The sequence below is a fragment of the Mycobacterium sp. 852014-52144_SCH5372336 genome (assembly GCF_001665615.1).
In the GTDB taxonomy this organism is placed as follows: domain Bacteria; phylum Actinomycetota; class Actinomycetes; order Mycobacteriales; family Mycobacteriaceae; genus Mycobacterium; species Mycobacterium neumannii_A.
Genome location: NZ_LZSW01000005.1, coordinates 39,097 through 58,254, shown reverse-complemented (window position 1 = coordinate 58,254; position 19,158 = coordinate 39,097). Strand labels below are relative to the sequence as shown.

18 protein-coding genes are annotated in these 19,158 nt (G+C 67.5%); 6 read left to right on the top strand and 12 right to left on the bottom strand.

The genetic code is table 11. The features are described 5' to 3' along the window. Positions 1 to 4: 4 nt before the first annotated feature. Positions 5 to 1,210, bottom strand: coding sequence for a serine/threonine-protein kinase (locus A5759_RS00745; protein WP_068192607.1), 1,206 nt, complete (start codon positions 1,208 to 1,210; stop codon positions 5 to 7). A 108-nt stretch (positions 1,211 to 1,318) separates the two neighbouring features. On the opposite strand from A5759_RS00745, the gene A5759_RS00740 reads away from it, so the two are divergent. Continuing rightward, on the top strand, positions 1,319 to 2,128 hold the full coding sequence (locus A5759_RS00740) for a lysophospholipid acyltransferase family protein (RefSeq protein WP_064399990.1): 810 nt from the start codon (positions 1,319 to 1,321) through the stop codon (positions 2,126 to 2,128). Between the two features lie 42 nt (positions 2,129 to 2,170). Continuing rightward, the gene (locus tag A5759_RS00735) at positions 2,171 to 3,451 is read left to right on the top strand and encodes an alpha/beta hydrolase (protein ID WP_068192604.1); all 1,281 of its coding nucleotides are present in this window, start codon (positions 2,171 to 2,173) and stop codon (positions 3,449 to 3,451) included. A gap of 20 nt (positions 3,452 to 3,471) precedes the next feature. Here the strand turns inward: A5759_RS00735 and A5759_RS00730 are convergent, their stop codons facing one another. Continuing rightward, complete coding sequence (locus A5759_RS00730) at positions 3,472 to 4,890, bottom strand: wax ester/triacylglycerol synthase family O-acyltransferase (protein ID WP_068192601.1); 1,419 nt, start codon at positions 4,888 to 4,890, stop codon at positions 3,472 to 3,474. A 26-nt stretch (positions 4,891 to 4,916) separates the two neighbouring features. Beyond that, positions 4,917 to 6,140: an alpha/beta hydrolase gene (locus tag A5759_RS00725; protein ID WP_068192597.1), complete on the bottom strand. Its 1,224-nt coding sequence runs from the start codon at positions 6,138 to 6,140 to the stop codon at positions 4,917 to 4,919. Between the two features lie 150 nt (positions 6,141 to 6,290). On the opposite strand from A5759_RS00725, the gene A5759_RS00720 reads away from it, so the two are divergent. Beyond that, positions 6,291 to 8,459: an acyl-CoA dehydrogenase gene (locus tag A5759_RS00720; RefSeq protein WP_068192594.1), complete on the top strand. Its 2,169-nt coding sequence runs from the start codon at positions 6,291 to 6,293 to the stop codon at positions 8,457 to 8,459. Here A5759_RS00720 and A5759_RS00715 read toward each other — a convergent pair whose 3' ends face one another. From A5759_RS00715 to A5759_RS00700, 4 genes are read right to left on the bottom strand one after another with little or no spacing between them, the layout of a single operon-like run. Continuing rightward, a complete protein-coding gene (locus tag A5759_RS00715; protein ID WP_066848109.1) occupies positions 8,460 to 8,894 on the bottom strand; it encodes a hypothetical protein in 435 nt (144 codons plus the stop codon). After that, positions 8,891 to 9,535 (bottom strand): metalloregulator ArsR/SmtB family transcription factor, encoded by a 645-nt coding sequence (locus A5759_RS00710; RefSeq protein ID WP_066848378.1) that lies wholly within the window; start codon positions 9,533 to 9,535, stop codon positions 8,891 to 8,893. The genes A5759_RS00715 and A5759_RS00710 overlap by 4 nt, the downstream gene beginning before the upstream one ends. 14 nt (positions 9,536 to 9,549) lie before the next feature. Further along, positions 9,550 to 9,741 (bottom strand): ferredoxin, encoded by a 192-nt coding sequence (locus tag A5759_RS00705; protein ID WP_066848112.1) that lies wholly within the window; start codon positions 9,739 to 9,741, stop codon positions 9,550 to 9,552. 26 nt (positions 9,742 to 9,767) lie between these two features. Further along, positions 9,768 to 10,274: a hemerythrin domain-containing protein gene (locus tag A5759_RS00700; RefSeq protein ID WP_231984493.1), complete on the bottom strand. Its 507-nt coding sequence runs from the start codon at positions 10,272 to 10,274 to the stop codon at positions 9,768 to 9,770. A gap of 97 nt (positions 10,275 to 10,371) precedes the next feature. Here A5759_RS00700 and A5759_RS00695 point away from each other — a divergent pair, with 97 nt between their 5' ends. Beyond that, positions 10,372 to 11,274 (top strand): alpha/beta hydrolase, encoded by a 903-nt coding sequence (locus tag A5759_RS00695; RefSeq protein ID WP_068192591.1) that lies wholly within the window; start codon positions 10,372 to 10,374, stop codon positions 11,272 to 11,274. Between the two features lies 1 nt (position 11,275). On the opposite strand, the gene A5759_RS00690 is transcribed toward A5759_RS00695, so the two are convergent. From A5759_RS00690 to A5759_RS00680, 3 genes are read right to left on the bottom strand one after another with little or no spacing between them, the layout of a single operon-like run. Next, positions 11,276 to 12,580 carry an amidohydrolase family protein gene (locus tag A5759_RS00690; protein WP_068192588.1) on the bottom strand — a complete coding sequence of 435 codons (1,305 nt, stop codon included), beginning with the start codon at positions 12,578 to 12,580 and terminating at the stop codon, positions 11,276 to 11,278. Further along, a complete protein-coding gene (locus A5759_RS00685; protein WP_068192584.1) occupies positions 12,574 to 13,701 on the bottom strand; it encodes a CoA transferase in 1,128 nt (375 codons plus the stop codon). The genes A5759_RS00690 and A5759_RS00685 overlap by 7 nt, the downstream gene beginning before the upstream one ends. Positions 13,702 to 13,745: 44 nt before the next feature. Then, complete coding sequence (locus A5759_RS00680) at positions 13,746 to 14,738, bottom strand: MaoC family dehydratase (RefSeq protein ID WP_197505911.1); 993 nt, start codon at positions 14,736 to 14,738, stop codon at positions 13,746 to 13,748. A 31-nt stretch (positions 14,739 to 14,769) separates the two neighbouring features. On the opposite strand from A5759_RS00680, the gene A5759_RS00675 reads away from it, so the two are divergent. After that, the gene (locus A5759_RS00675; protein ID WP_068192577.1) at positions 14,770 to 15,918 is read left to right on the top strand and encodes an acyl-CoA dehydrogenase family protein; all 1,149 of its coding nucleotides are present in this window, start codon (positions 14,770 to 14,772) and stop codon (positions 15,916 to 15,918) included. Positions 15,919 to 15,921: 3 nt separating this feature from the next. Further along, the gene (locus A5759_RS00670; protein ID WP_068192574.1) at positions 15,922 to 16,659 is read left to right on the top strand and encodes a GntR family transcriptional regulator; all 738 of its coding nucleotides are present in this window, start codon (positions 15,922 to 15,924) and stop codon (positions 16,657 to 16,659) included. Here the strand turns inward: A5759_RS00670 and A5759_RS00665 are convergent. Both A5759_RS00665 and fadD4 read right to left on the bottom strand, forming a co-directional pair. Further along, positions 16,629 to 17,543 carry an enoyl-CoA hydratase/isomerase family protein gene (locus tag A5759_RS00665; protein ID WP_068192570.1) on the bottom strand — a complete coding sequence of 305 codons (915 nt, stop codon included), beginning with the start codon at positions 17,541 to 17,543 and terminating at the stop codon, positions 16,629 to 16,631. The genes A5759_RS00670 and A5759_RS00665 overlap by 31 nt on opposite strands. Continuing rightward, complete coding sequence (gene fadD4, locus A5759_RS00660; protein WP_068192568.1) at positions 17,540 to 19,066, bottom strand: fatty-acid--CoA ligase FadD4; 1,527 nt, start codon at positions 19,064 to 19,066, stop codon at positions 17,540 to 17,542. Before fadD4 ends, A5759_RS00665 begins: the two co-directional genes overlap by 4 nt. Positions 19,067 to 19,158 lie beyond the last annotated feature (92 nt).

Below are 19,158 nucleotides of genomic sequence, written 5' to 3'. Positions count from 1 at the left end.
CGCGTCAGTCGCCCTTCTTGCCGTTCCCGTTGCCCCGTCCGTTGCCATTGCCCGGGCCGCCCTTCTTCGGCGGCTTGGGCGGTTCGGGCTGCTCGAAGACGAGCACCGGTGGCGGCAGCGGCGCCGCGGTGGTGGTCGGCGGGGGCGGTGGCGGCTGCGCCGGGGTGCTGGTGCTGACCTGTTGCGGCGGCTGCGTGGTCGACGACGGGTCGAGCGCCAAGGCGAGGCCGGCGACGACCAACGCGACGAACCCCGCGGCCGCGATCAGAAGCTTGCGCTCACGGCTCATCGGCCGCCGCCGCGGTGCCGGAGCGACGAAGTAGTTGGCGGAGGGCGCCAGCGGTTCGGCGAGGATCTTCGTGGCGGGTCGTGGCGCCGCTGCGGGTGCCGGTCCCATCGAGGGAGCGCCCATCAGCGCGGCGCGCATGTGCTCGGCGCTGGTGAACCGCTGGCTCGCGTCTCGGGCCATCGCCCGGTCGATCGTCGCGGCCAGCGCCGGGTCGATGTCGGGACGCACCACGCTGATCGGAGGCGGCGGTGCGTCGAGGATGGCGTGCAGCAGGGCGGCGGGATTCTCCTGCGGGAACGGCCGCCGCCCGGTCAACGCCTCATAACCCATCACGCCAACGGCGTAGAGGTCGTCGGCGACCGAGGCCGGTGCGCCGGCGACCCGCTCCGGGCTCATGTAGGCCATCGTGCCGACGATCTGGCCGGTCGCGGTGAGCGCGGAGCCCGCCGTCTTGGCGATGCCGAAGTCGGCGACCTTCATCGCACCGCTGTTCGGCGCGATCAGCACGTTGCCGGGCTTGATGTCACGGTGGACGATGCCCGCCGCATGCGCGCAGCCCAGCGCGCCGAGCACGTCGTGCAGCATCGACCGGACACGCGGTGGCGGCATCGGCCCCGTCTCGATCTCGTCCTGCAGCGTCCGTCCCGGCAGGCGCTCCATGACGATGAACGGGCTGCCGTCATGCTCGCCGCTGTCGTGCACCGACACGATGTTGGGGTGGTTCAGCCCCGCGGCGGCGCGGGCCTCCTCCTCGAACCGTCGCCGCATATCGGTGTCGGTGGTGAACGCCGGATAGAGCAGCTTGATCGCCACCGGCCGGTGCAGCCGGGTGTCCCAGCCGTCGTGAACCTCCGCCATCCCGCCGCGACCGAGTACACCTCGTAGTTCGTAGCGGTCCGCAAGTAGGTCGCGGCCGTCCATGCGGATAAGGTAGCCGCACCCCCTTGAGCGCAAACGCTCGCCGTTTGTCCTGCACAGGGGCGCTCCGCTAAACTAGAACACGTTTCAGTTCCGATCAGAGGGGGTGCGGTGGCCACCGGAGACGCCGAGCCGTCGCAGCTCACAAAATGGGACCCGGGCCTGACCGAGCGCTTCTTCGCCGTCACCCGCCCGCTCCTCAAGCGCTACTTCCGCTCCGAGGTGCGCGGACTCGAGAACATCCCCGCGGGCGGTGCGCTGTTGGTGTCCAACCACTCCGGCGGCATGCTGCCGATGGACGTGCCGATCCTGGCGGCGGACTTCTACGAGCATCACGGCTACGACCGGCCCATCTACACGCTCAGCCACGACATGCTGATGGTCGGACCGACCGGTGAGTTCTTCCGCAAGATCGGCTACATCAGCGCCAACCACGAGAATGCCGACCGGGCACTGCGCTCCGGCGGTCTGGTCGTGGTGTTCCCCGGCGGTGACTACGACGTGTACCGGCCCACGTTTTCGGAGAACGTCATCGACTTCGGCGGGCGAACCGGCTACATCAAGGCCGCCCTCAACGCGGGTGTCCCGATCGTCCCGACCGTCGGCATCGGCGGCCAGGAGACCCAGATCTTCCTGTCGCGCGGCACCTGGTTGGCCGAGCGTCTCGGCCCGATCGCGCGCCTGGCGCGCACCAAGATCCTGCCGGTCTCATTCGGCTTCCCGTTCGGCCTGTCACTGGTGGTGCCGCCCAACATCCCGCTGCCGTCCAAGATCGTCATGCAGGTGTTGCCGCCGATCGACATCGTCGCCGAGTTCGGCGAGGACCCCGACATCGACGAGGTCGACGCCCACGTCCGCCGGGTGATGCAGCGGGCCCTCGACGAGCTGGCCACCGAGCGCCGCCTCCCGATCCTCGGCTGAGACTTGTTTTGGACAGCCGTCTGGGGGATATGACGGACCTCGATGACTAGACGCCGTTTTCCGCTGCTGCGCGCGGCGGCCGAACTCGCCAATGCCGCCAACGGTGTGCAGCCGCTCGGGCGCGAGGGCTACATCACGCTGCCGGTGTTCGCATTCGGCTGGCCGACGACCGAGGCCGCGCCGCTGTACCTGACCGGTTCGGTGCTGGACGCCATACGGCGCGGCCTGCGTGGGGACTTCCGCGGTGCGCGGGGCCGTATCGCGTTGGCGCTCACCGCGATCGCATGGGCGTTGCTCGGCCTGATCATGTACCGCAACGCGACGTCGAAGCGCTATTTCGAGGAACCGCTGCGTGAGGCGCTCGGCGACGACTACAAGCAGGTGGCTTCGTCGTCGCAACCCGGCAGGCGGCGTCGGCTCGCTAACGTCGGCGTTCCCCCGAACGAACTGCTGCGCCGCCGCTACGTCGAGCGGGCCAACACCGTCCAGTACGGCCCGCACGGCCGGGTCAACCGCGCCGACATCTGGCGGCGTGCCGACCTGCCGCGCGACGGCAAGGCGCCGGTGCTGCTGCAGGTGCCGGGGGGTGCGTGGGCGATCGGCATGCGCAGGCCGCAGGCCTATCCCCTGCTCAGCTACATGGCCGAGCGGGGCTGGGTGTGCGTCTCGATCGACTACCGCGTCAGCCCGCGGCACACCTGGCCCGCGCACATCGTCGACGTCAAACGGGCCCTGGCCTGGATCAAGGAGAACATCGCCGACTACGGCGGGGACCCCGACTTCGTCGCGATCACCGGCGGCTCGGCGGGCGGGCACCTGTCCTCGCTGACCGCGCTGACGCCGGATGATCCGCAGTGGCAGCCGGGCTTCGAGGACGCCGACACGTCGGTGGCGGCCGCGGTCCCGATCTACGGACGCTACGACTGGGTGTCGGCACGAGGCTCCGGCCGCAAGGAGTTCATCGGTTTCCTGCAGAAGTTCGTCGTGAAAAAGCCCATCAGCGAGAACAAGCAGACCTATGTCGACGCCTCCCCGATCATGCGGGTGCGTCGCGACGCCCCACCGTTTTTCGTGCTTCACGGTCAGGACGATTCGATCATTCCGGTGCAGGAGGGACGCGATTTCGTCGAGGCGCTTCGCAAGGTGTCGACGTCCACCGTGGCCTACGCCGAAATCCCGCACGCCCAGCATGCATTCGACTTCTACGGGTCACCGCGGGCGCACTACACGGCGCAGGCCGTCGAACGTTTCCTGTCCTGGGTGCACGCGCAGCGCCACGCGCCGAGCGGTCAACTGCCGCAGGCTGAATCCGCGGGTGCGTAGAAGTCTGAGCCGAAGCCGCCCTACTGCGCCATGGCGGACTCGACCACCGTAAGTTCACTCGAAAGCCCTGCGGCCCCGCGGATCTCGACGAATGCGGCGATCATCGCGTCGGTCAACTCGTGCGGGTCCTCGAGCGTCGCGCCGTCGGACAGCACCGAGATGTTGAGTTGGTCGACGTAGCTCCACACCGTGATGTTCAACCCGCTGCCGGTGGTCAGCGGTCCGACGGAGTAGATCTCGGTGACCAGCGCGCCGCCCACGCGACCGGGTTGCCGCGGACCGGGCACGTTGGAGATCGGCAGGTTCAACACCTTGTTCTGGCCGTCTTTTTCGGCCAGCCAGGAAAACAGCCGCTCGGCAGGGCGCGGCGGGAAGTACGCCGACCACCGGCTCACCAGCTCCGGGCCCATCAGGTGATGCGTTTCCTTGGCCTCCACCGCGGCATCGTGCACCGCCTGGACCCGCTGCAGCGGATCCTCGAGCTGGATGGGGACCGTCATCATCACACCGGTGAAGTAGTTTCCAGAGATCCGATCCGGTGAGAAGTCGAAACTGACTGGCACGGAAGCCAACAGCGGATGGTCGGCCTGACCGTCGTACTTCAGGGAGAGTTCCCGCAACGCGCCCGCCGAGATCGCGAGCACCATGTCGTTGATGGTGACGCCCAGATGCTTTGCCGTCTCCTTGACGTCGGCGAGCGCCAGGGTGGCGGTGGCGAACTTGCGTTGCGCGTCGACGCGGTGATTCATGAACGACGGCGGCGGCGTGAACGGCCGGGTGAGTTCGGGTGAGAGTTTCTTCGCGCTCTTGCGCACACGTTGCAGACCCTGCGCCGTATAGCGCATGACGCTCGGTAGCCGGCCGATTTGGCGCATGTGGTCGGCGAACGCGGTCCGCACCAACTCCGCCTTGCCCGGCGGCGGATCCGTTGCGTACGAGTCACGCTCGGCTTGCGGGCCTTGCTGCAGATCCATCCCGCGGGCCAAAAGATTCGCCGACGCGACCCCGTCGGCGAGGGCGTGGTGAATCTTGCCGAGCACCGCGATTCGTCCGTTGGCCAGACCTTCGATGAAATACATCTCCCACAGCGGCCTGCTGCGGTCCAGCGGCGTGCTGGCGATCTGGCCGATTGCTTCGTCGAGTTGCCTGCGACCGCCTGGGCTGTCCACCCGCCAGTGCCGCACGTGGTACTCGAGGTCGACTTCGCAGTTCTCCCGCCACATCGGGTGGTGGAACTTGAACGGGATGTCGACGAGCTCGTATCGGAACGGGTCGAGTTTGTAGAGCCGCCCGTGGATGACGCGGCGGAACTCCTCGATGCCGAAGGGACGGTCACCCAACTCGGAGAGGTCGATCACCGCCAGCTTGAGCGTGTGCATATGCACCGTCGGAGTTTCGCTGTACAGCAGGATCGCGTCCCAGCCGCTGAGCCTTCTCACGTCGCGACCCCTCCCTCCGGAGGAGCCTATATAACCTCTTTGGCCCCCACCAGCGTCCGGTTTCGGTGAATCTGGTTCAGGAACAATCCTATTGCCATCGCGGCCGAGCCGGTCCTGGCCCCGTCGGTCATGTCGAACGCGTGCCCGGCGCCGGGCAGTTCGACGTAACTGACCACCGACCGGGACACCGCGCGCAGCCGTTCGACGAACGAACGGGCCTGCGCCACCGGGATGACACTGTCGCCGGTGCCGTGGACGATCAGGAACGGCGGTGCCTCGGGATGCACCTGGGCGATCGGGGACGCCTTGCGGTAAACGTCCGGACGCTTGGCGAGTTTGTGTCCCACGACGACGCGCTCGAGGAAGTCCACGAAGCGCACCCGCTCGACGGTGGACTTGTCCTCCCAGTCGTAGCGACCGTAGATGCCCACCACCGCGTCCACCGACGTGTCGGAGCCTTCCGGCAGCTCGGCCTGCAGCTCCGGATCGTTGGCGGTGAGTCCTGCCAGCGCTGAGAGGTGACCGCCCGCCGACGTGCCCGCGACCGCCACGAAGTCACGGTCGCCGCCGAACTTGTCGACGTTGGCGCGGGCCCACGCGATGGCGGTCTTCACGTCGTGGATATGGGCCGGCCACCGGTGGTGCGGCGCCACCCGGTAGTCGATCGACAGGCACACCCAGCCCTTCTCGGCGAGGTGGGACATCAACGCGTACCCCTGCAGGATCCGGTTGCCGTGCACCCACGCCCCGCCCGGCACGAAGATCAGCACCGGCGCCGGCTCGGCGGGCAACTCCTTGGGCCGCCACACGTCGAGCAGTTGTGAAGACCGGGGCCCGTACTGCACCGAGGTGCGGTACACGCTGCGCCGATGCTCCCGCAGCTTCCACAACGGCGGCGCCGACTCCGGCGCAGGCCAGTCGACGGCGAGGTCCTTGGCGTTGACCACACCGCGCAGCGCGGCCTCGGTGACAGCGTTGGTGCTGTCGCGCTCGGACTGCCTTAACTCGGCATCGCCCGGGCTAAGCCACGATCTGACCGTCGAACCCAGGAAATCGGGCAGGTGACGGAAACCCCATACGCCGACCGCGGTCACAGTGCCCAACGGTTCCAGGTGCTTTCCGATGACGGGTAGCGAAGCCGCGGCCACGCTCGTCGCCAGCATGTAATCCGACGGGCCGGCGTTCAGTAACCATCGCGCACGTGTCCAGAACGTCGGACCTGGGTACCGGGCATCCGGTCGCACCGCCATTGCGCGACTGTACCGCGAGGCATGTTCGGCACATGTCATCTTTTCGAAGTGTCTACCGGAGACATTTCGGGATCTCGGTCACCTATACCGTGACCTGCGCAGATGGTCTAGCGTGACTTGCCGACCGTCAACTTCGCAGAGGACTTTCACGTGAGTAAGTCAGCGCTCGCCATCACAGAAGAGCACGTCGACCTCGCCGATGCGGCAATCGGCCAGCTCAACCGTGTCAACAGCCGGGCGGCCGCCCGATCGACGCTTCAGGGCGGCTCGTCGCATCCCGCCGAGATCTGGTCGGCCTCGGCGGGCCTGGGATGGACCGGCCTGGCCATTGCCGAGGAACACGGCGGGTCCGGCTTCGGGCTCGCGGAGTTGGCGGTGGTGCTCGAAGCACAGGGACGCGAACTGTGCCCTGGTCCGTTCCTGCCCACCGTGGCCGCGGCTGTGGTGATCGACCGGTGTGCCTCCGATTCGGCTCGCGCACAACTGCTTCCAGGTCTCGCCGACGGCAGCACAGTCGGTGCGCTCGCGGTCTCGGGCAATGTGACGGTCGGATCCGACCTGGTCGTGACCGGTGAGAGTCTCGCGGTGCTGGGTGCGCCGGACGCGAACCTGCTGGTCGTCGTCGCCGGTGAGGACGTCGTCGTCATCGATTCTGTCGCCGAGGGCGTCACGATCAGCCCGCTCGAATCGATGGACACCTCGCGCAGCCTCGGCTCGGTCGCGCTGAGCGGTTTGACGGTCACCGAGGAACGACTGCTTCGCGGTGCGGCACGCAAGGCGCACACGGTCTTTCGCATCCTCGCGTCGGCCGAGGCGGTCGGTGTCAGCTGGGCCAGCATGGAGATGGCCGTCGAATACGCCAAGGTCCGTGAGCAGTTCGGCCGAACGATCGGGACATTCCAGGCCGTCAAGCACCACGCGGCCAATATGCTCGTCGACGCTGAGGTGACGACCGCCGCGACATGGGATGCCGCCCGCGCCGACGACCTGGACAGCGCGTCGTTCGCCGCCGCAGTCGCCGCATCGCACGCCATCCGAACACAGGTCTTCAACGCAGAGACCAACATTCAGCTACACGGCGGGATCGGCTTCACCTGGGAGCACGATGCCCACCTGTATCTGCGGCGCGCAAGGACGCTCGCGGCGTTGATGGCCGAGGCCGGCGATCCGCTGCTCGACGTCGTCGAAGCTCAGCGCAGTGGCCAGGCGCGCGGTGCGACGTTCACGCTGCCGCCGGAAGCCGAGCAGTTCCGCGAGCAGGCGCGAGAGGCCGTCGCCACGCTGCATTCCCTGCCCGCCGACCAGCAGCGCGACTTCCTCGTCGACTCCGGCTACCTGGTGCCGCACTGGCCCAAACCGTGGGGACGCGCCGCCGACGTGCTCGAACAACTGGTCATCGAGGAGGAGTTCGCCGACGTCGAACGGCCCGACCTGGGCATCACCGGCTGGGTGACGCTGACCATCGCCCAGGCGGGCACCGACGACCAACGGGAACGCTGGGTCGAACCGGTGCTGCGCGGCGAGGTGATGTGGTGTCAGCTGTTCTCCGAACCCGGCGCGGGCTCGGATGCCGCGGCCGTGCGGACGTCGGCCAAGAAGGTCGACGGCGGCTGGCGGGTGACCGGCCAGAAGGTGTGGACCAGCCTGGCCCACCAGTGCCAGTGGGGCCTAGCCACTGTGCGCACCGACCCCGACGCCCCCAAGCACGCCGGCGTGACGATGATGGCCATCGACATGAAAGCGCCTGGGGTGACGGTCAATCCGCTTCGCGGGCTGACCGGCCACGCACATTTCAACGAGGTGTTCTTCGACGACGTCTTCGTCCCTGACGCCGACGTGGTCGGCGACGTGAACAAGGGTTGGCTGGTGGCCCGCGCGACGCTGGGCAACGAGCGCATCTCGATCGGCGGCGGTTCGGGCGGCACCACCGGGTTCACCGCGACCGATCTGGTGAAGCTGCTCGACAATGCGTCTCCCGAGAAGCGCACGACGTATCTGCGGCGGGCCGGCGAGGTGATCGCCGAGACGCACACGTTGCGGCTGTTGAACCTGCGGCGGGTGACCCGCGCGATCGCGGGTTCGGACCCCGGCCCGGAGGGCAACGTCACCAAACTCCTGGTGGCCGAATCGGGGCAGCGGATGACCGAATTGGCCATGGAGCTGGCCGGTTCCGCGGCCGTCGTCGGGCAGACCCCGACGCTGACGCTGGCTTACCTCGGCAACCGGGCCATGACGATCGCCGGAGGCACCTCGGAGATCACCCGCAATACGATCGCCGAGCGCATCCTCGGCCTACCGCGAGACCCGTTGCTGAAATAGTCAGGCCAGCAACGTGATTCCGCCGACAATCAGCGCGACAACCTTCACGGCCTCCAGGGCGACGTAGACGTAGTGGATGCGTGACCGCCCTGCCGGGGTCGTTCCCGCCGGCGCCGACAGGACGGCATCGGAGCGCCGGTTCAATGCGGGACGGACCGCGATCAACTGAACAGCCAACGCGACAATGGCTGCGCCGAGGGCGACGGTGGCACCGGTCGACGGTCGGTCCATCACGATGATGATCACCATGACCACAGCCAGCGCGGCCTCGATGCTGTTGAGCGCGCGGAACACCAACCGGCCGATGCCGAGTCCGATCTGTAGGGACACCCCCGGCGCCCGGAACTTCAGCGGGGCCTCGATGAACGAGATCGCGAGCACCATGCCGAGCCAGACGAACGCGAGCGCGGTTGCGATGGAGTGTGCAGCGGTCATGAGACTCTCCTTCTCGGTGTCAGATTCGCGATACAGAGACCGGGCTCGGCGAACGGGACCAGTGCTTCCACGGTGACCGGCGCATCCCAGGCCGCCAGCGCCCCTTGCATCAGACCGAGATGCACGGGACAGATGATGTCGCGGTGGGTGTCCGCCAGGTCGAGGAACGGGCAATTGTGCAATCCGATCTCATCAAGATCGTCGTTGCGCGAGCGCTTTTGCGGGGCGAATCCCATTTCGGCAAGGAGACTCGTGAGGCGCTCGAAGGCCTGATCCCGGTCCAGCGGCTGAACGGCGCCGTTGGTGGCAGCCTCTTTCTTCGCCCATGCTTGGCCGGCAGCGACCGCACGTCGTTGCGGGTCGTTCTGGCGCGCCAATGCATCGGCGAGCACCCCGGCCAGCACGCGGTAGTCGCGGGGGCCGTCCGGGTCCATACCCGTTGTCGCGCGGAACATCAGCGGGGGCCGGCCCGGTTTCGTGCGGCTGGGCTTGATCATCTCGACCCGGCCGCGCTCGAGCAAGGCCTCCAGATGGAAGCGCGCGGTGTTGGGATGGATCGACAACCGCGCGGCCACGTCGAGCACGCTCAAGGGCGTCCCCGCGGCCCGCAGCGCCGCCAGTACCTCATCGCGTCGTGTCATCGACCGGAAGGTCCTCAGTCGTGGCGGGTGATCGCCGCGCGCGGGCATTCGTCGACGGCCTTGGCCGCGTGCGCCTCGAACTCGGGCGGTACCGGGTCGGCGATCACCACCGCGTAATCGTCGTCGTCGAGTTCGAACACTTCGGGCGCATATTTCACGCAGAACGCATTGCCCTCACACCGATCGCGATCCACTACGACACGCATGACGCCTCCTTGACTTGATCAGCAGTTCAGTTCTCATCGGCCGGACCGGACATTGCGCCCACAACACTGGCGTGCCGGCAGACCCATCCCCCGGGAGCGCGGCCCGATTCGACGGACCGAGTCAACTCCGCGCGCATATGCGCGGTGAGATCAATGTCTATGTGCGGGTAGATAATTGGCTCTTCTTTAGAGTTGTGCTCGTGCAACTGATCCAGCAGTACGCCGCAGGCCGCCTCGATCCGGTCGGTGTCAGACGCTGCGAGCAGGCCGTCCAATGTGTCCATGGTCCGCCACAATCGGCCGTGCTCACGCATCATCACGAAGATCGGCATCACCATCCCGGCCTCACGGATCGGCGGGAACACGATGACCTCTTCGAGGTAGATGTGGCGGCGCAGCTTGTCCAGCGCCCAGGTGAGCACTTCGGTTTCGAGGACGCCGGCCCGAAGCTTGCCCACGAAGTCCTCGATCGCGCGGTCGATCTCGCGGTGTTCATGCTCCAGTGCGACATAAGGGGCTGACTTGTGCGTCACGGCGTCTCCTACCACGAGCTGCCGTTAGTTTATACAAGTCTGTTTGTATAAACAATATGGCGCACCCCTCGGCTGCCGGTGACGTAATACTTGTCGGGTGCCGTTCACCGACTTCCATCCCGACCTGCGCCGCGCCGCCCGCCTCGCCCCCAAGCAGGTGATCACACCCGCGACGCTGCCGATCGTGCGCATGGTGACCCGGCGCATGTGGCGCAAAGTGCCCCGCGATGTCGAGGCACTGACCCTGCCGTCGGGAGTCGATGTCTGGCTGTACCGGCCGCCAGGGGCCATGCGAAAGGGCCCCGCGCTGTTGTGGATTCACGGCGGGGGTTATCTCATCGGCCATCCCGGCCAGGACAACGAGCTGTGCCGGCGGTTCGCCCGGCGCCTGGGGGTCACGGTGGCCTCCGTCGACTATAGGTTGGCGCCCGAATACGCCTACCCGGCCGCGGTGGAGGACTGCTATTCGGCGCTGAAGTGGTTGGTGGCGCTGCCGTCGGTGGACTCAAGCCGTGTCGCGATCGGGGGCGCCAGCGCAGGCGGCGGTTTGGCGGCCCAGTTGGCGCTGCTGGCGCGCGACCGCGGAGAGGTCACGCCATCGGCCCAGCTGCTGGTGTATCCGATGCTCGACGACCGCACCGTGGACCGCCGCGAACTGGACAACCCCGGGATTCGACTGTGGAACAAGTCGAGCAACAAGTTCGGCTGGGCGGCCTACCTCGGCGACGCCGATCCCGCCGTGGCCGTGCCCGCGCGCAGAAACGACCTGGCCGGCTTGCCGCCCGCGTGGATCGGGGTCGGAACGCTGGACCTCTTCCACGACGAGGATCTCGAGTACGCCGAACGACTCAAGGCCGCCGGAGTGCCGTGCGACGTCGAGATCGTCGAGGGCGCGTTCCACGGATTCGACGGCATCGCGCCCAAAGCCTCTGTTTCACAACAGTTCTTCGACAGTCAGTGCGCGATGCTACAGCGGGCGTTGGCACCCGCGGCCGCCTGAGTCACCCGCGGTCCAACACCACCTCGCCCGCGATCACGGTGGCGGCGACCATGTCCGACGCCAATGTCTCGAGCACGTCGCGCGGCGACGGTTCCAGCACCACCAGATCGCCCGGCTGCCCGGGCGCGACGGTTCGGCGCTGCAGCGGGTCATGCCCGGTACCGAAGAACATGCCGAGCGCTTCCAGCGCGGTGATGCGTTCGTCCGCGCCGAGCACCGCGCCGCTGCCGGTCATCCGTCGCACCGCGGCACGCATCGTCGCCCACGGGTCGCCCTCGCCGAACGGCATGTCGGTCGACAGCACGAGCGGCACGCCCGCACGCAACAGCGAAGCGACGCGCCACAATTCATGGTGTTCGCCGACGGGCACGTCGTCGAGGTACTGATCGCCGCGCTCGGCGACGAAGTTCGGCTGCGTCACCACGGTCACGCCGCTCGCGGCGAGGGCGCCGATGCCGTCGTCGGGCACGACGGATGCGTGCTCGATACGGTCCCCCGGAAGCGTTCCGGTCGCCTGTAGCGCGGAGAGCGTGACGACGAGTTGTGCGGCGGTCACACAGTGCACGGCGACCGGTGCACCCTCGCCGTGCCGCTCGGAGATCCACGAGGTGAGACCGTCGAGGCTGAGGTCGGTATCGTGCAGAATCCGCTTGCCCGGTGCGAGGCACAGCACGCGCTGGCGCAGTTCCCCGTGGCGGTGGGCCTCCAAAAGCCGCACTATGTCGTCGATCTCGAGGTCGGGGGTGGCGTCGGTGACGCCCGTGACGCCAAGGCCGCTGAGCCGCTCGCTCACCTCACCCAGACCGCTCTCGTTGCGCTGCAGACTATCCGACCAGGAGCGGTCGGCACTGCGCAAGCGTCCGTCGGGGTGTTCAGCCATTCCCACACGGACCAGTCCCGCCGAATTCAGCGTCCACAGCACACCGCTGCGGTGCTGCACGCGGACCGGAACCGACGGCGCCACCTCGTCGAGAACGGTGCGGACCAGGTGACCCGCGACCGCCTCGTGATAGCCCACCGCCCTGACCCAGCCATCGGCACCGGGCTTCGCATCCGCCAACGCACGGGCCAGTTCCGCCCGGTTGCGCACCTCGGCAGGACCGACCCGCACGGAGCGTAAAGCCGCTGCGGCGGAACGCAGATGGACATGGTGATCGTGCAGCCCCGGTATGACAGTGCGACCGGCCGCGTCGTAGACCGGCTCGCCGCGAATAGGCGCCAGCTCCGGCTCGACGGCGACGATCTTTTCGGCCACCCGGATGTCGACGGAAGTGCCGTCGAGAAGCGTCGCGCGCTGGATCAGCAAGACGCAGGCCGTCGCTGGTCGATCAGCTGCTCCACTTCCTCGTTGTCCGCCCCGAGCGGTTGCGCGGCTGCCGACAGTTGCGGCGCTGCGCCACAGGGTGATTGGTCGTCCCGCGGTAACTGCGCATAGGTGGCGGCGACTGCGGCCATCGACATCTCGATCAGCTCCCCTCCGCCGCTGCGCAACGACTGCGCGACGGCCAGTGCTGCCTCGAGCCCGGTCAGCGGGTCGGCGATCGCGTCGCCGCAGAACTCCGGCTCGTCGGGCTCGCCACAGACCAGGCCGCCCGACACGGCGGCGTCGTCGCCGAACGCGACCCAGTTGTCGCGGTCGCCGTCGGTGCCGTGGCCGGTAACCCGCAGCCACACCCGGCCGTCACGCGGTGCCACGTCCGTCGGGGAGAGGCCGCGACGAGCCAACGCTGCCGGCCGCGACGACTCGATCACGACGTCGGCGGCGGCCAGCAGCGCCCGTAAACCGGACGGCTCGTCGAAATCGACGCTGTAGGAGAGTTTTCCGGTGTTCATCCAGTCGAAGAACGATTGCGGCCCGTTGCGGGCGCCGTCGGGTCGTGCGGCGCTCTCCACCTTGACCACGGTCGCACCCGCCGACGAGAGCAACCGTCCACACAGCGGTCCGGCCCACATCGCGGACAAGTCCGCGACCAAGAGATCAGCAGGGCCCCGCGTCGCTGTGGCCGCGCCGAACGGGTACACCCGCGGAGCCTGGGGAGGGGTCTCGGCGAGGCCCGCCGCCGGCAGGCCGAGCAGGCGGGCGCGCTCGGTCATGTCGGCGCAGTCGTTCTCGGCGACCCAGTCCTGGACCGCCTGCCATGGATCGTCGACCTCGTCGGCCGATATCAGCGCGGGAACCGCGGCGATGTCGTCGGGCCTCGCCAACGTGAGGGCACACCAACTGTCATGGCTGCGCATCAGGCGCGTCGCGCCGCCCGCCGACACCTGACCGGCAGGCGAAAGGCCCAGCAGCGCAGCACGCCCGCCGATCAGCTCGGCGGCGTCGACCTCGACGCCGGTGAAGGTTGCGAAGGCGTCGGCTACCCGTCCGGCCCGGTCGAGCACGGCGGTGGGGACAGCCAACATCGTCGACGTCACGCTCCCCATTGTCGCCAACTTCACAACCGGGTGCCGCCGGGGGTGGGCGCGGCTCAGAATTGCAGCGCGGTGAAGCGCCAATCGAGCACGTTGCGATCCTGGTCATCGACCGCATACACCACCGACCGCACCGTCAGCACGCCACCGCGACCGTCCGCAAGCGGCTCGGCCTTCTCGATGTGCACCTCGCTGTAGAGCGTGTCCCCTTCGTACACCGGCCCGGTGTGATCGCAGGACTGCCAGCCGAGGACGGTGACAAGGTTGGGCAACAGCCGCGTCACCTGAGCCAGCGCCAGCCCGATCGTGTGGCCTCCGTAGACCAGCCGACGGTTGTTGACCCGCCAGTCGTGGTGTGTCGCAGCGATGTTCAACGTCAGTCGAGCCAGCTGGGGTGCGCTGCTCACCACGTCGCCGGTGCTGTGCAGCACCGCCCCCGCGAATCCGGGATCGAAGTGGGCCCCAGGTACCTTCGCGCGGTAGGCCTCGGCGTCCCAGTCCGAGGTCGGATCGGGTACGGGCGGGGTCTCAGCGCCGATCGTCGACAGGTCGTCGGCGTGCCCCGTCTCGCCGGCACCGTCGCGCAGCGGCAGCATCGCGCAGCGGTGAAAATCGAGCACCAGGCGGCCGAGCTCGTCGACGGTCGTCATCCGCAGCGCGGCCAATCCGGTCCGCGCCCGGTCCGGCTTGACGGAGTTCTCCTTGAGTCCGACCACTTCGGTGCGGGTGAACAGGGTGTCGCCGATGACGGGGAACCGGTGAAAGACCAAGCCGCGGTAGAACAAATTGGCCTTCACCCGCTGGGTGACGAGCGTGGTCTGGCCGATCGCGACGTCACAGACCAGCGCCGGATGCGCCAGCGGACCGGCCGCACCGGTGACCGCCGTCGCCAACTCGCCGTCGAGCGCCAGCCGCAGACGATCGCCGACGATCGACTGATGCACCGCGGCCGCACCCGACGTCAACGTCATCGGCGGCGCGGTGTCGAAAACCTGCCCCACGTGCAGGTCGTCGAAGTACGGGCCGCTCACGGGAGCCCACTCTGGCATTGGGCCGCACAAAGTGTCAATATGGCCGTACATGAATGAGGAAGAGACGATGCTGGTCGCCACCGTGCGGGCCTTCATCGACCGCGAGGTCAAACCGCAAGTGCGCGACGTCGAACACGCCAACGAATATCCCGAGGCGTGGATCGAGCAGATGAAGCAGATCGGCATCTACGGTCTGGCTATCCCCGACGAGTACGGCGGTTCGCCGGTGTCGATGCCCTGCTACGTCGAGGTGACCCAGGAGCTGTCACGCGGCTGGATGAGCCTGGCCGGGGCGATGGGCGGGCACACCGTCGTCGCCAAGCTGCTGGTGCTGTTTGGCACCGAAGAGCAGAAGCGCCGCTACCTGCCCCCGATGGCGACGGGTGAGATCCGCGCCACGATGGCGCTGACCGAACCGGGCGGCGGGTCCGATCTGCAGAACATGTCGACGACGGCGCTGCCGTCCGAAGGCGACGGCCTGACCATCAACGGATCCAAGACCTGGATCTCCAATGCGCGCAGATCCGGGCTGATCGCACTGTTGTGCAAGACCGATCCGGGGGCGACCCCGCGCCACAAGGGGATCTCGGTGGTTCTCGTCGAGCAGGGTATGACGGGGCTGTCGGTGTCGCGGGATCTGCCCAAGCTCGGGTACAAGGGCGTCGAATCGTGCGAACTGATCTTCGAGGACTGCCGTGTTCCGGCGTCGGCGATCCTCGGCGGGGAGCCGGGCAAGGGCTTCGCGCAGATGATGAAAGGCCTTGAGACGGGGCGTATTCAGGTCGCATCGCGAGCGCTGGGCGTGGCGACGGCCGCGTTGGAGGATGCGCTGCGGTATGCCCAGGAGCGCGAGAGCTTCGGCCAACCGATATGGAAGCACCAGTCGATCGGCAACTACCTGGCCGACATGGCCACCAAGCTCACGGCTGCCCGCCAGCTGACGCGGTATGCCGCCGAGCGCTATGACAGCGGCGAACGCTGCGATATGGAGGCGGGGATGGCCAAGCTGTTCGCCTCCGAGGTCGCGATGGAGATCGCACTGAACGCGGTCCGCATTCACGGCGGTTACGGCTATTCCACCGAGTACGACGTCGAAAGGTACTTCCGCGACGCGCCGCTGATGATCGTCGGCGAGGGCACCAACGAAATCCAGCGCAACGTCATCGCCTCACAGTTGGTGGCACGAGGCGGCCTGTAGGCGATGAAGCCCGCGCCGGCGTACCGAACCCTGCGCGACCAGTTGCGCGAACAGATCGCGGCCGGCCGCTACCGCGACGGCGCGCGGTTGCCGACGGAATCGGAACTCGTTGCTGCTCACGGCTTGTCGAGACAGACTGTGCGCCGGGCGTTTCAGGATCTGGTCGCCGATGGTGTGGTGTACCGGGTGCCGGGCCGCGGCACGTACGCAAGCGGTTCGGGACGGCGGTACCTGCGCCAGTTCGGCTCGATCGAGGACCTGATGAGCCTGTCCGACGACACCACCATGAAGGTGCTCAACGGACTGCGACGCAGGGTCGACGTCGAAGCCGCCAGCAGGCTAAGGCTCGACGACGACATCGTGTACACGGTGGTGTTCCGGCGGCTGCACGGCACCGACCCCGGGGTGCCGTTCGTGCTGACCACGGTGCATCTGGCGCCGACGGTCGCGGCGGCGGTGGCGGACTCGCCGGAACTGGCCGACGGAGCGGTCGGCACGCAGACCGTCATCGGACTGCTCGAGCCGCATCTGAGCGCACCGATCGTCGAAGCCGCACAGTCGATCACCGTCGCACCCGCCGATGCCGAGGTGGCGGACGCCGTCCGGTGCGAGCCCAGTCATCCGATGTTGCGCGTCGACCGGTTGTACTCAGACGCGCAAGGCCGACCGATCGAGTTGTCGGTCAGCCATTTTCTGCCCGAGCAGTACACCTACCGGGTGACGTTGCGCCGCTCGGGTTGACCAGCGATCTCGTCGACGAGCCCCCACCGCAACGCCGTCGGCGGATCGATGGTTTGGCCCGACAACACCAGATACGCTGTGCGCCAACGGCCGATCCGGCGAGTGATACTCACCGTTCCGCCTGCGCCGGGGATCAGCCCGAGGCTGAGTTCCGGCAACCCGAAAAGGGCGCTCGGGCTCGACTCGATGTGGCCACAGAACGCCGCCATCTCCAATCCGCTGCCGAGCACCTGACCGTGGACTCGCGCGCGGCAGCGGTTGCCGAGGCGGTCGGTCAGCTCGGCCAGCACCAGCGCGGGGCTGTAGCGGGTGCGGGCGAAGTGTGCGCTCGCGGGATCGAGGAAGCTCCCGAACTCGGCGAGATCCCCACCGCTGCAGAACGACGGCCCGTTGCCGGACAGGACCACCTCGGTGACCGACGGGTCGACGCGCGCCACCTCGAGCGCCTCCAGCAGCGCGCCGCGGGCGTCGGTGGAGAACGCGTTGTGCCGCCGCACCCGGTTGAACCGCACATAGACGGTGTCGTCGATACGTTCGGCCACAACGGGATCGGGGATCTCGGGGACCTGCGAGGGTCCGCGCTCGTCGAGCCAACGCGCGAACTCCGGCCCAGCCTGCAGCGTGGAGTACGCCAGCGACTCGGTGATGACGCCGCCGAACGCGGGGGCGGCCGGGTCGACGGCGCGAAGGACGTCGTCGCAGATGCCCGCGGCGTGCGGCCACTGGGCGCACCGCTCCGTCACTTCGGCGAGGGCGTCGGCCACCGAGGTCACCGTGACGACCCGGCTGTCGTCGGAGTTTTGTTCGGACAGGGTGAATGTGGCGTCGTCCGTGGGCGATTCGATCGCCACGACGATGCCCGATGGCAACTCGACGTGTGTCACGAGTACTTCTTGATCAGCTCCTGCTTGAGCATCTTGCCGGTCTCCGTACGTGGCAGTTGGGCCTCGAACGAGATGGACCGCGGACATTTGTAGTGCGCCAGGCGTTCACGCAGCCATTCGAGCAGTTCCTCGGCGAACTCGTCGGTCGCGTCGGCGGGCTCGACGGTCTGCACCACACCCTTGACACGCTGGCCCATCTCTTCGTCGTCAACCCCGAAAACCGCCGCGTCCAACACCTTCGGATGAGTGATCAACAGGTTCTCGGCCTCCTGCGGGTAGATGTTCACCCCGCCGGAGATGATAATGTGGTGCTTGCGGTCGGTGAGGAACATGTAGCCGTCCTCGTCGAGATAGCCCACGTCGCCGACCGTCACCCACCCGTGCTTCTCACGCGATTCGGCCGTCTTCACCGGATCGTTGTGGTAGACGAAACTCATTGGGCCCATGTCGAAATAGATCTGACCGGGCTGTCCCGGCGGCAGTTCCTCGCCGTCCTCACCGAGCACATGCGCCTCACCCAGTAGCGGCTTGCCCACCGAGCCCGGGTGGTTGAGCCAGTCCTCGGCGGTGATGAAGGTGATGCCCGCGCCCTCGGAGGAGGAGTAGTACTCATCGATGACCGGACCCCACCAGTCGATCATCTGCTTCTTGATGTCGACCGGACAGGGCGCGGCGGCATGTACGACTCTGCGGATGGACGAAAGGTCATACGAATCACGGATTTCGGCCGGCAGTTTGAGCATTCGGACGAACATGGCTGGCACGAACTGCCCGCTGGTGACCCCGTACTTCTGGATGGCTATCAGCGCCTCCTCGGGCTCGAACTTCCGCATGATCACCGTGGTAGCGCCCATGGCCTGCGCGGACATCGTCCACATACACGGCGCGGTGTGATACAGCGGCGCCGGGCTGAGATACACCGAATCACTGTCCATCTGGATGGCCATCAACAGGGCGGACAGCAAATTGCCGGCCTGCGAGGGGGAGACATGGGGCAGCTCGCGCCGAATCCCCTTGGGGCGTCCGGTGGTTCCCGACGAGTACTGCAGCAGGTCACCCTCGATCTCGTCGGGGATGGGGGTTTCCGGGTGATCGGCGACGCATTCCGGATAGCGCTGCCAGCCGTCGAGGTTGTCGTCGGCGATGAGCAGCAGCTCCGGTAGTCCGTTGGGCAGGTGCTCTTCCAGCTCCTCGCACACCTTGAGCATCGCCTGCGATCCGATGACTGCCTTGGCGCCGCTGTTCTCGACGATGTAGGCCGCCTCGGCTGCGGTCAGGTGCGTGTTGATCACCGCGTAGTACAGACCGCTGCGCCGGGCCGCCCACATGACGACGTGCAGATGTTCGTTGTTCTCCATCAGGACAGCGACGGTGTCCCCCTCCCCCAGCCCCGACTGCCGGAAGTGGTGGGCCAACCGGTTGGCGCGCGCCTCGAGCTCGCCGAACGTCACCGTGGTGCCACTGGGATGCATGATGACGGCGGGTTTGTCGGGCGTCGCCTCGGCATGTTCGCGGATCTGCATGGGCTGACTCTACGATGCGCCGAGTTGACAGGTGTCAAGTGGTCGATTCTGTACGTTACCGGGCCGACCGACTTAGCATGAATCCGCAGGAC